Here is a 12622-nt window from a genome sequence, read left to right as displayed (position 1 = left end):
AAATATCAAAGGGATAGCTGTCTCACTTTTGTCGTATATTTCGCAAACTTGGCGCCAATTTGCCAGCTTGCCGACAACTTCGGTTAACATAAGGCATTTCCTAGCTAAGGGCTATCGCTTTACCTCGAGGCGAGCGATGCACTCTCCAAGGTTAGTCCCTCATTAAGGATTGATGAATGAATATCTATTACCGCGAAGCTAAACTCTGCGGTCGCAAAACTGGCAATGGCACTAAGCTGCCATTTTTGATGAATATGCTGTACTCACTCGCTGACAAAAATGGCGATTTACAGCCCTTTGCCATAGAGGATATTAAGGCCGTCCTGTTTAACCAGCATCAATCGATTGGCTGCTCCATCAAAGCACCTTTGCCCATAGTCTCTTGGCGTAACGAAGCCATTTGGTACGAGCTATTCAAAGGTGAGCAGCCCGTATATCTACCCCAATGCATTACTTTTACCAATGGTGCCATCGACTATGCGATTGTCGTGATTGGCGATGAGTATGAGCTACGTATTTGGCCTGACGCCAATAATCGTGAGCGTGAAAAACACCAATGGTTTTCACACCATGCCGCCGTCTATTCGGAAGAAACCAACATCTTTAAGGAATGTCTTGAGACCTTACTCAAACATATCCGTAAGGAAGATGATTTTGAGGCAAAACACCCCAAGTTTGGCCAAAAGCCCCGAGCCGCGACCTAGGATTTAGCTCGAATCTGGGCGATTGCCATAATTTTGCCACTATTGATCAGCAACTTGCCCGCAATTCCTGCGGGCAAATCTGTTTTAATACCCACCGTGATATCGAGTTAGCACCACAGAATACCGTGGCGACTCGCGCGTATTTCATAGGGAATGAAATCCATGTTTAACATTATTTTCTGGGTGCTCACGTTACTGAGTTTGGCGCTATTTGGCGGCGCCATCTATTTAGTTGCGCGCGCACTCCTTAAAAAACTCAATCGTGATCAAGGAACAGATATGTCAGCACAGGAACAGCATGCCACAGCAAAGGGAGCGGCATTGAAAAACACCACGCTATTAAAAGCCTTAACTATTGGCATACTGTCGATTGTGGCCTTGCTACCACTTGGGATCATCATGGACATGACGTCCGATCGCGAAGCCCTGTACCACAGTGTGGTCGATGAAATCGGCCGCTCATGGGGCGAGCAACAAACTCTCTCAGGCCCAGCGCTGGTGATCCCCTACAGCTATTTTGTGATGCAGGAAGAAGTCAGTAACGACGGCAAAACTCGCCACGAAGTAAAGCGCACCTATCAGGACGAGCTGGTGATCCTGCCGAAAAAACTCAGCCTCGATTTAGATTTAAAGCATGATTTTCGCACCCGCGGCATTTACCAATCTCTGGTATATAACGCTGCACTTAATGGGCAGGCTGAATTTCGCTTAAACCGTTACGATATTCCAAACCTTATCGCCTTCGATAATCAAAATGCCCGTTTAGTCTTTGGGGTGTCATCGAATCAAGCAATTGATAAAGTAGAAAAAATTCAGGTAACAGGCGATTCAGTCCTACTCTCAGGCTCGCTGATGTCGGGCACAGGCTTGACGACTGGCGGTCTAGAGAAAGGTTTTAACCAAGGGATCCAAGTCGGCGAAGCGAGTGATTTTAGCGTGAACTTTGCCATGACGCTGCGCGGCTCACAGTCGATTAGCGCCCTGCCATTAGGCGAACAAACCCTGCTGAATATCCATGCCGACTGGCCGCACCCAAGTTTTAAAGGCTTACTCCCGGCAGAGCGCGAAATCACCGCCAATGGATTTACTGCCAGCTGGAATATCAGTCACTTAACCCGTAACTATCCGCAAGAATTTATTAAAAGTAACCAGTCGACACTCACAGAAGTCGTCGCCAATGCCATGCTGTTTGAACCTGTGACCCACTACGGCAAGATTGAGCGCTCAGTCAAATACGGCATGCTGTTTATCGTACTGACTTTTATCATGTTATTTATTTTCGAGCTGGGGCAAAAGACCAGCCTAAGCACAGTGCAATACATGCTGGTTGGCAGCGCCATGGCCCTGTTTTACCTATTACTACTGTCACTCTCGGAGCACCTTGCCTTCCTGCAAGCCTATTTGATCGCCGCCTGTATTCCAGTGTTGTCGGTATCCGCCTATGTGGGCAGTGCCACCGCCAGCATTAAGCGTGGCGCAATTGTCGGCACTATGCTGGTGAGCTTGTATGCGGTGCTGTACTCGATACTGCAACTAGAAGATTACGCCCTGCTGATGGGCACTGGCTTGTTACTCGTAGTGTTACTGATTTTGATGTTCGTGACCCGCCATCAACCCAAGAACACGGTGCAATAGCACCTACCGCTCCACCCTTGAAGACCCCCGACAGCGCACTTTTTGCTGTCGGGATTTTTTTATTGGCAAGCCCAAACGTGGCATGTAGCCTATGTGGTTTACTCGGAGGCGAATATTTTGACTCATCCAGCCTATCTTCTACGTCGTTTAACCCTTGTCTGGTTACTGTTGGCAACCATTCCAAGCTTACTGTTACTCACTCAAAATCAATTATTTCCGCTGATCGACCTGCAATCGCCCTTAGCCAAAGCCTTATATTGGCTCACCACCACAGGCACGGCGCCCTATGGAGTGGCGACCGTGTTAGCGGTACTGGCACTCGCCTATCGCTATATGCCCAAAGCACTGTTTATGAGCCTGTTTTTAGCCATCAGCCTCAGCCAAGTCATCAGCCTGAGCACCAGTCATACCCTTAAAGCCTTGTTTAAAGAGCCAAGGCCAAACCTAGTGTATCTCTCCGACCAAGGGCTACCAGAGGAAGCACAACTTAACCCACACACTTTTTATCAATTAGCCAAACCTGAGCGTTCACAGGCCATCGCCGAGGCGCTAACCGAGCTACATACTATGGAGCCAGAGGTCAAACTCGCGCCTAACATTCACCAACATTGGGAGGATGAAATCGGCTATTCCTTTCCCTCTGGTCACACAATTTTTGCGGTCACCCTAGTGCTCACCGCCAGCTATTACTTGCTACTCGCGGGTTTGCCACTATTTGCCAACGCGTTATTTACTTGGGGGTTATTGATGGGCCTCAGCCGCATGTTACTCGGCATGCACTGGCCGCAGGATGTGCTCTTCTCCACCGTACTCGCCGCTATTATCAGCAGCTTAAGTGTATTTTTAGTGGAAAAGTTAAGGCCAAGAAGTAAAGAGCAACCCAACGGGTAAGAAGCATAAAGCCAGCCAAAGGGCTAACTCAGTGTGACAGGCGGCATCTGCAACTTATGTCGATGCCGTTTTTATCAGGAAACGTCTAAGCGACCAATCACTTCAGCCATACGTAAATGCCACGACCTCCGTTAACAGCAATACAGCCAAGACGACAGATATTGAAAGCGCCATCACACCAATAATCAAATGACTGTATCTTGCGAGGAACTTGTGTTCGATAGCAGCTTCTGGTTGTTGAATAGGCACAGATAAGCTCACCTTATCACCTATTTTCGGCCCAAAGCGGTTGTAGGCATGCTCGTTATAATTCATCAGCGCGCCGCAGATATAGCGCTGCCCTCGCCAAAAATATTCAATCACCGGATTAATAAACACTTGTTGATCCCTAAAGTGCTCAGGCTCGTCGCTATATCGATGATTCTCTTGCAGCGAAATAACCGTCCCTTCAACCAACTCATAAGCTAACAGCTGCTCTTGCCTAAATCTTAATATCCCGCCAATCCCAATCAGCCCAAGCACCAATGAAAACCAAGAGATTAACAGCTGACCACCAATATCCTCGAAGACAAATGCGCCAATAATCACGACAGGAATAGATAAGATAAAAACAAGAAATAAGATTAAATTACTCACTCAGCACCATCAATGTAACTAAGGAAATTCCCAATCGCTTGATGTGAAATTAAACTTCATTGAAGCTCAAAGAAAAGTGCGTTTTGCTTAACTCTGCTTGAAATGTGGGAATATTTTTATTTTTCACCAAGTCTTTAATTTCCGCAATGTCAGTCGGCGAAGTCCTACAACCTAGGAACACAGCAGAGATGCAATCAACAGGCAATTGAAATAAAAAGACAGAGGAAGGCATTACCGCTAATGAACCATATATTTCATTAAGAATTGTTTCACTGGGACTAAACTTCATCTCTTCATTATCATCAGTTGAGTTTCCATCATACTCTTGGTTGTCAAAACGTTCATACTCATCTGGATTAACCTGAAATGTTATAAAGTTGTCATCTTCTGAAATAACTCTAAATAATCTAATATATAGATCATCATAAAAATCATGCAGCTGCTCGAACAAGATTCTATCTACCCGAACAAAGTCTGCATCTCGTAATTTAGGTAAAATACGGTGCTCTTTCTCATAAATCCAGTCATCACTTTTGGTAAGTAATAAATCTTTTACACAAACACCTTTCTGCAAGGGTGAAAAACGCTCTCTGTTATATAGTACACGTTCAATAGTGTCTGACATTGATAGCTTGTAGTTAAAATAATATCCTAACTTTTCATAATCAAACTCAATAACAATCCCTTTATGCTCATTAGCATAATGTGACCACATTAGTAAGTTATTGTAGTTTTCAGTAAATGAAATTACACCAACTTCGTTAAAGTTAGCATCTGATGAAAACTGTTCAGCTTGTTCAAAGAAGTCGGCCCCTAATCCATCACGAAGTACCTTATCAATTAAGTCTTGTGCAGGACTTAGCTCAAATGGATCATTTAGAACACCTCGCTGACTTGCTCGGAGACAAAAACTAGAAAAAAATTCTCGCCGATAAGGCATATATTTGTATATTTTCTTCATATATCCCCGTAAAAACAAAATCTATTTATGCATTTGAAATGATGGATATTAAATATTAAAAACACATTATATTCAATTTAATCAAAAACTTACCAACAACACGAGCCCTAAGAATTGTTAACGTTTTCACAAAGGACTACATGGTATACCAAGGGTTTAACTGGATTAAGCACGGTCATGGAAGTGACCGTTGGCGGCATGGATGCCGCCGTCGAGCCTATAGGGACATATTCACGGCGTGTCACTGAAATGACTGTGCTTAATCAATACCACCCAAAGTAAAATACAACTTTGCCGATTAAACACACTTCTCATCCGATTTATCATCGGAAGAAAGTGCTCGGCTAATACTGCCGAAGATGGCGGTTAAAATCCCAATGCCCACATCCATCTGCCGGGCATTGCTATCATCACCGCTGGCCTCGCGTTGACTCTGATTGCCTGCTGTACCTCGCACAAAATCACAACTGGTATTGCTCATATTGCTGGAGGCACAACCACTTAAGATCAGAATCAAACCGCCAATCAATAAACGTGAGCTCACTAAACGCACACTCACACTGCGTAACATCCTTATACGCGAAACTGACATATTAGTTCAGCACCTCTTCTAGGGCGCGCAAACAGAGCGCGACATTCTCACGACGGGCACCAAAGCCCATTAAACCGATGCGCCAAGCTTTACCCGCTAGAGCACCAAGGCCGGCACCGATTTCAAGGTTGTAATCCTTGAGAAGACGCGCACGCACGGCGGCATCGTCAACGCCTTCAGGGATATAAATGGCATTAAGTTGTGGCAAGCGCGAAGCTTCGGCGACCACAAATTTCAGGCCGAGTTTTTCAAGGCCGGCGCGCAGCACTAAATGCATGTCTTGATGACGTTTCCACGCATTTTCTAAACCTTCTTCGGCCAATAAACGCAGCGATTCGTGCAGGGCATAAAGTGCATTAACGGGCGCGGTATGGTGATAACTGCGCTTGCCACCAGCGCTCGTCCAATAGGCCATCACCAGACTTTGATCGAGGAACCAGCTCTGCACTGGCGTTTTACGGTTTTTAAGCTTTTCCACCGCATTGGGCGAGAAAGACACAGGCGATAAGCCCGGTACGCAGGAGAGACATTTCTGACTGCCAGAATAAATAGCATCGATTCCCCATTCATCGACTCTTAATTCCACGCCGCCGAGGGAAGTGACCGCATCGACAATCGATAAACAGCCGTATTGTTTTGCCAGCGCGCACAGGGTTTTAGCATCACTCAATGCGCCTGTTGAGGTTTCGGCATGCACAAAGGCGAGGAATTTAGCATCGGGGTTGGCTTTAAGCGCCGCTTCAACGGCAGCAGGATCGACTGGCGTGCCCCATTCGTTATCCACCAGCACCGCAATCGCACCGACGCGCTCGACGTTTTGGCGCATACGCTCACCAAATACACCATTGCGGCACACAATCACCTTTTCGCCGGGTTCGACTAAGTTTACAAAACAGGTTTCCATGCCTGCACTACCGGGAGCCGACACTGCCATCGTCATTTCATTTTTGGTTTGAAACGCATATTGGATCAGGCTCTTAAGCTCATCCATCATACCGACAAATAATGGATCTAGGTGACCAACGGTCGGCCTTGCCTGTGCGGCTAATACTTCAGGATAAACATCTGATGGACCTGGCCCCATCAAAATGCGGCGAGGCGGATTAAAGGCAGAAAAATGCGGTGCAGGTAACATCATGTCTCCTTAATGCGTAGGATCGAGGTCTGATTGATTATTGTGTGACTAGAGCATTCACTCTTAACTTGTTAAACCAAACTACCACAAAAAGGGGCGCCTGTGCGCCCCTCCTTTAGCCTAAGTTGTAACCTAAAGCTAAGTGATTACAAAGGCAGGCTCTTTTTTCCTTTTCCAGCATTCAAAAACAGCTGATATGCAGGGCTTTGCGTTTCTTCTTGATAGACAAATCCCAGCTCAGTTAAAAACTGCTGAAACGGCAAGGCATCGCCCTCGGGGACTTCAAACCCCGCCAGCACTCGCCCAAAGGCCGCGCCGTGATTACGATAATGGAATAAACTGATATTCCACTTGCTCTGCAAGGTAGTTAAAAACTTCAGCAGCGCTCCTGGATGCTCGGGAAACTCGAAGCTAAATAGGCGCTCCTCTAACGGCTCTGGCGGATGACCACCGACCATATAACGCACATGCAATTTCGCGGTTTCGTCACCGGATAAGTCCTGCACCTCGAAGCCATTATCTTCTAAGGTATTGATGATCTGCTCTAATTCACCATGTCCTTTGGTCAGGCGAATACCCGCAAACACCACCGCCATATCGCGGCTACTAAAGCGATAGTTAAATTCGGTCATCACCCGCTTTTCGAGCAACTCACAAAAACGCAGGAAGCTGCCGGGACGCTCGGGCACTTTAACCGCCAGCACAGCTTCTTTTTGCTCACCGAGTTCGCAGCGCTCCGACACATAACGTAGGCTATGGAAGTTCACATTCGCGCCACTTAAGATTGCCGCGACTTTTTCACCCTTACCACTCTCGCCTGCGGCATTGGTGCTGACATATTTTTTAAGCCCAGCAAGGGATAAGGCACCCGCAGGTTCGGCAATAGCGCGGGTATCCTCAAAAATATCTTTAACGGCGGCGCAAATTTCGTCGGACGTTACCGTCACCACTTCATCCACAAACCACTTAGCTAAGCGAAATGGCTCAGTGCCGATACGTTTAACCGCGACCCCATCGGCAAACAAGCCGACTTGCGCAAGTGTGACAGGCTCGCCCGCCTCCATCGCCGCTTTTAAGCAGGCCGCATCTTCAGGCTCCACTCCAACAATTTTGACCTGTGGCATCACCGCCTTGTAATAGGTGGCAATCCCGGCAATTAATCCGCCGCCGCCCACGGGTACAAATACCACTTCAAGGTCGCGCTGCTGTTGCAGCATTTCTTGGGCGATAGTGCCTTGGCCTGCGATAACGGCTTCGTCATCGAAAGGGGCGATATACACCCGCCCCTCCTGCTCGGCCATCTCCATCGCAAAGCCATTGGCCTGATCGAAGGCTTGGCCGTGCAACACTACGTTACCACCCAAACGACGCACCGCATCGACTTTAATATCCGGCGTAGTTTCGGGCATAACAATCACCGCATCCACACCACGACTGGCCGCCGACATGGCCACGCCTTGGGCATGGTTGCCCGCCGAGGCGCACACCACGCCGCGTTGACATTCGGCTTGGCTTAACTGGGCGATGCGGTTATAGGCGCCGCGCAGCTTGAAGGAATGCACTGGCTGCATATCCTCACGCTTTAAAAATACTTGGCAGCCCAAACGCGCCGAGAGTTTATTCAGGCTCGAGAGTGGCGTCACTTTCGCAACGTCATAAACCGACGACAGCAGGATTTTTTGCAGGTAGCTTTGCGCAAGCTGACTCTTTTCTAAGGCAGAAGTGCCCGGCTTCGACTGAGAGGCCTGCGCCTCAGCCTGCTCCGTTTGTGACGATGCGAGAGATAACATATCAGTCCTCCAACTTACTGCGATCGCGCACCGCGCCCTTATCGGCACTGGTGGCAAGCATGGCGTAGGCTTTGAGCGCCATCGACACATAACGCTGACGTGAAAGCGGTTTCCACGCCATTGGCCCACGGGCGAGCATGGTTTCACGGCGCGCCGCTAACTCGGCATCACTCACCGCAAGCTTGATACTGCGCTTAGGAATATCGATTTCAATGCGATCGCCGTTTTCAATCAAGGCAATAGTGCCGCCCGCCGCCGCCTCTGGCGACACATGGCCGATAGATAAACCGGAAGTTCCACCAGAGAAGCGGCCATCGGTGATTAGCGCGCAGGCCTTGCCTAAACCGCGGGATTTTAAGTAACTGGTGGGGTACAACATTTCTTGCATGCCAGGGCCGCCTTTTGGCCCTTCGTAACGAATCACCACCACATCACCCGCAACCACTTCGCCACCTAAGATACCAGCGACTGCGTCATCTTGGCTTTCGTACACCCGAGCGCTGCCGATAAAGGTCAGGTTAGATTCATCCACACCCGCAGTTTTAACGATACAGCCATTGTCGGCCAGATTGCCCGATAACACGGCCAGACCGCCCTCTTGGCTGAAGGCAAATTCGCGGCTACGGATACAACCTTCACGCCTGTCATCGTCCAGCGATGGCCAGCGGCAGTCTTGGCTAAAGGCTTTAGTGGTAGGAATGCCCGCAGGTCCCGCCATAAAGAATTGTTTTACGTTGTCATCTTGGGTTTGCATCACATCGAACTTGGCGAGCACCGACTTGAGGTTGCCCCCCGCATCGGCGGCAACGTGTGGCACATCGGTATGCAGCAGTCCGGCACGGTCGAGTTCGCCTAAGATACCCATCACACCACCGGCGCGGTGCACATCTTCCATATGGTATTTAGCGGTCGACGGCGCCACCTTACACAGATGCGGCACTTGGCGCGACATACGGTCGATATCGTCCATAGTGAATGCCACGTCCGCCTCCTGCGCCGCAGCCAATAAGTGCAACACAGTATTGGACGAACCGCCCATGGCGATATCCAGTGCCATGGCGTTCTCAAAGGCTTTAAAGCTGGCGATGTTGCGCGGCAGTGCCGAGGCATCATCTTGTTCGTAGTAACGTTTGGTTAGCGCCATTACGCGGCGGCCCGCTTCTAAAAACAGTTCGCGGCGGTCGGCGTGGGTCGCGAGCATGGAGCCGTTGCCCGGCAACGACAGACCTAAAGCTTCGGTTAAACAGTTCATCGAGTTAGCGGTAAACATGCCCGAACAGGAACCACATGTTGGGCAAGCACTACGTTCGATTTTAGCGCTATCTTCATCGCTCACACTCGAGTCAGCCGCAGCCACCATGGCATCGACTAAATCAAGCTTGATAAGCTTGTCCGACAGTTTGGTTTTACCCGCTTCCATCGGCCCACCCGACACAAACACCACGGGGATATTGAGGCGCAGCGCCGCCATCAACATGCCGGGGGTGATTTTGTCGCAGTTAGAGATACAGACCAGCGCATCGGCGCAGTGGGCATTGACCATATACTCGACGCTATCGGCGATAAGCTCCCGCGAAGGCAGACTGTAGAGCATGCCACCGTGGCCCATGGCGATACCATCATCCACAGCGATGGTGTTGAATTCCTTGGCGATACCACCCGCCTCTTCGATGGCGCCCGCCACCAGAGAGCCCATATCTTTTAAGTGCACATGGCCGGGAACAAACTGAGTAAAGGAGTTGGCAATCGCAATAATCGGCTTACCAAAATCATTGTCTTTCACCCCTGTGGCGCGCCATAGCGCACGGGCACCCGCCATATTGCGGCCTTCGGTACTGGTTGCTGAACGTAACTTTGGCATTGACTCTATCCCTTATCTCAAATCGAAAATCGTGCCCTTAGGGCGTTGCTGCAGTGCTAATACCGCAGCCACTGCATGCTTATGCGTGTACTTTTTGTTGTTGCAAGTTTAGCGGTAACAAGACCTTGCATTGAGTGACATCAATCAATTTATTCAGTTGATTGCTGAGCAGCTCGATGGCGCGCTCGCTGTCCACTTCCATATCCAGCGACAGACTCGCATCGTCGTTCATCCGCATTTGCATTTGGGTGACAGTAAAACCACGGTGACGAGTCACACGTAGTACACGTTCTATCACTTCTGGGCGTTGTTGAACCGTTAATTCTAGGGAGTGGATCATGTTTGTTTCTCCATTTCGTCCATCATATCGCTGTTTGATGCGCCGGGGGGCACCAGTGGCCAAACGTTAAAAGCATCGTCGATTGCTACGTGTAACAAATAGGGTCCCTTAGCCGCTAACATCTCGGTTAAGGCCTCTTCCACCTCGTCGGAAGAGAAAATCGTGCGGCCAGGAATATCAAATGCTGAGGCCAATAACACAAAATCAGGATTGTCAGATAAATCGGTTTCGCTGTAGCGCTCTTCAAAGAATAGCTGTTGCCACTGTTTCACCATCCCCAGTTTTTGGTTGTCGATTAGTAGGATCTTCACCGGTAATTTGCGGCGCTTGATGGTGGTCAGCTCCTGCACGTTCATCATAAAAGAGCCATCGCCAGACACTGTGACCACGGTTGCATCCGGGCGGGCGACTTGGGCGCCGATAGCGGCGGGTAACCCAAAGCCCATAGTGCCTAAACCAGCGCTGGATAAATGATCTTCAGGGCGACGGAACCACATATGCTGGGCAACCCACATTTGATGTTGGCCCACATCGCAGCACACTACGCTGTCTTCGGGCAGTTTGTTAGCAAGGCGGCGCAGCATGGCGGGAGCATAAATTAAGCTGCCGGGATGTTGATAATCCCATTGATGTTTACGGGCAAGATGTTCAACCTCTGCTTGCCAAGGCGTGATGTTCAGCGCCATAGCTAAAGCGGGGAAAATCTGACGTAAATCACCGGCGATGGCCACATCGGGCTGGCGCAATTTGCCTAACTCAGCGGCGTCTATATCTAAATGGATGACTTTAGCCTTGTTGGCAAAAGTCGCTAAACGCCCTGTGACCCTGTCATCAAAGCGCGCACCGGCAACCACTAATAAATCACAATCCTGCACCGCTAGGTTGGCCGCCTTTCCGCCATGCATACCTAACATGCCTAAATAACCTGGGGTGCCGTGGGCAATACTGCCTAAGCCCTTTAACGTTGCGACCGATGGCATCCCCGTGGCTTTGATAAATTCCCGCAGTTGATCGACCGCGCCCGCCATCCCGACGCCACCACCCACGTACAGCATAGGTTGTTTCGCCTCAGCTAACAGGGCGCGGGCCGCCTCAATCTCACTGGCGCTCGCCTGTGGCTCATTGGTTACCGCCAGCAAGGGAGTGCGATATTCCAGTTGCGCGATTTGGATGTCCTTAGGAATATCCACCAGCACTGGGCCGGGGCGACCCGATGCCGCGATTTCGAAGGCTTGATACAGGGTCGGGATCAGATCGTTGACATCCGTCACCATAAAACTGTGCTTAGTGCAGCTTAAGGACATGCCCAATACATCGATTTCTTGAAACGCATCTGTGCCAATCACGGCGGTTGAAACCTGACCCGTGATAGCGACAACAGGCACAGAATCCAATAACGCATCGGCAAGTGAAGTGATTAGGTTGGTGGCGCCAGGGCCAGAGGTGGCAAAGCATACGCCGGTTTTACCACTGGCTCTAGCGTAACCTACTGCGGCAAAGGCGGCGCCTTGTTCGTGGCGGCTTAAGAGATGTTCGACAGGGCTTCCATAGAGGGCATCGTAGATTGGCATAATGGCACCACCTGGGTAACCAAATACAGTGGTAACACCATGTGCTGCCAACACTTTTATGACTGCGTCTGCGCCTCTAATCATCTGCCCTGGTTCCATATTCTCTCTCGCTACCTTGATCCTAAATTGCCGAAAATCGACTCGTAATTTGTGCTATTTCGAAACCTCATTTCCAAAACCTAGGGCCTGAAAACGAAGAACCCCCCGGTCCTTTCGGAGCGGGGGGTTCTTTCGAAACTTTTAACCTTTTAGGTCTACCAGTTTGCCATGCGCCGCCCCCGCTGTGATTTAATAATCACTACGGTAATAATCACGAGAATGAGCTTGGCAGCTTGGTTAAACATCAATATGGGTTCCTAATCGGTGTTCTGTATGTGTATCGCTGAAATTCTTATCGCTCCTCACTTTTAAGCCTGAGCGATGCTTGCTTTGGGAACCTTGTCCCGCCGCGAGTTATTAGCTTTACCATAAAGCGACAGCCAAACACAATAAAAAATTATCTAATG

At 49.4% G+C, this 12622-nt stretch carries 11 protein-coding genes; 3 read left to right on the top strand and 8 right to left on the bottom strand.

The window, feature by feature from the left end; genetic code table 11:
• Positions 1 to 176: 176 nt before the first annotated feature.
• The 3 genes from N5E87_RS01955 (at position 177) to N5E87_RS01945 (ending at position 3230) form a co-directional block, all read left to right on the top strand.
• A complete protein-coding gene (locus N5E87_RS01955; RefSeq protein ID WP_279774962.1) occupies positions 177 to 704 on the top strand; it encodes a hypothetical protein in 528 nt (175 codons plus the stop codon).
• A gap of 162 nt (positions 705 to 866) precedes the next feature.
• Positions 867 to 2339 (top strand): cell envelope integrity protein CreD, encoded by a 1473-nt coding sequence (gene creD / locus N5E87_RS01950; protein ID WP_279774961.1) that lies wholly within the window; start codon positions 867 to 869, stop codon positions 2337 to 2339.
• A 117-nt stretch (positions 2340 to 2456) separates the two neighbouring features.
• Positions 2457 to 3230, top strand: coding sequence for a phosphatase PAP2 family protein (locus N5E87_RS01945; protein WP_279774960.1), 774 nt, complete (start codon positions 2457 to 2459; stop codon positions 3228 to 3230).
• Positions 3231 to 3332: 102 nt separating this feature from the next.
• Here the strand turns inward: N5E87_RS01945 and N5E87_RS01940 are convergent, their stop codons facing one another.
• The 8 genes from N5E87_RS01940 to ilvG all read right to left on the bottom strand — a co-directional run bounded on the left by N5E87_RS01940 (position 3333) and on the right by ilvG (position 12215).
• The gene (locus N5E87_RS01940; RefSeq protein WP_279766876.1) at positions 3333 to 3866 is read right to left on the bottom strand and encodes a hypothetical protein; all 534 of its coding nucleotides are present in this window, start codon (positions 3864 to 3866) and stop codon (positions 3333 to 3335) included.
• 49 nt (positions 3867 to 3915) lie between these two features.
• The gene (locus tag N5E87_RS01935; protein ID WP_279766875.1) at positions 3916 to 4827 is read right to left on the bottom strand and encodes a DUF2971 domain-containing protein; all 912 of its coding nucleotides are present in this window, start codon (positions 4825 to 4827) and stop codon (positions 3916 to 3918) included.
• A gap of 298 nt (positions 4828 to 5125) precedes the next feature.
• On the bottom strand, positions 5126 to 5386 hold the full coding sequence (locus N5E87_RS01930) for a hypothetical protein (protein WP_279774959.1): 261 nt from the start codon (positions 5384 to 5386) through the stop codon (positions 5126 to 5128).
• A gap of 34 nt (positions 5387 to 5420) precedes the next feature.
• Complete coding sequence (locus N5E87_RS01925; RefSeq protein WP_086903194.1) at positions 5421 to 6554, bottom strand: alanine--glyoxylate aminotransferase family protein; 1134 nt, start codon at positions 6552 to 6554, stop codon at positions 5421 to 5423.
• A 146-nt stretch (positions 6555 to 6700) separates the two neighbouring features.
• A complete protein-coding gene (ilvA, locus tag N5E87_RS01920) occupies positions 6701 to 8344 on the bottom strand; it encodes a threonine ammonia-lyase, biosynthetic (protein ID WP_086903195.1) in 1644 nt (547 codons plus the stop codon).
• Between the two features lies 1 nt (position 8345).
• Positions 8346 to 10205: a dihydroxy-acid dehydratase gene (gene ilvD / locus N5E87_RS01915; RefSeq protein ID WP_279774958.1), complete on the bottom strand. Its 1860-nt coding sequence runs from the start codon at positions 10203 to 10205 to the stop codon at positions 8346 to 8348.
• 79 nt (positions 10206 to 10284) lie between these two features.
• The gene (gene ilvM / locus N5E87_RS01910) at positions 10285 to 10545 is read right to left on the bottom strand and encodes an acetolactate synthase 2 small subunit (protein WP_011621169.1); all 261 of its coding nucleotides are present in this window, start codon (positions 10543 to 10545) and stop codon (positions 10285 to 10287) included.
• On the bottom strand, positions 10542 to 12215 hold the full coding sequence (gene ilvG / locus N5E87_RS01905) for an acetolactate synthase 2 catalytic subunit (RefSeq protein WP_279774957.1): 1674 nt from the start codon (positions 12213 to 12215) through the stop codon (positions 10542 to 10544). Before ilvG ends, ilvM begins: the two co-directional genes overlap by 4 nt.
• Between the last annotated feature and the right edge of the window lie 407 nt (positions 12216 to 12622).

The organism is Shewanella sp. GD03713, from assembly GCF_029843705.1.
Taxonomy (GTDB): domain Bacteria; phylum Pseudomonadota; class Gammaproteobacteria; order Enterobacterales; family Shewanellaceae; genus Shewanella.
The sequence above is the reverse complement of the archived record's forward strand: the minus strand, read 5'-3'. Positions and strand labels throughout refer to the sequence as shown.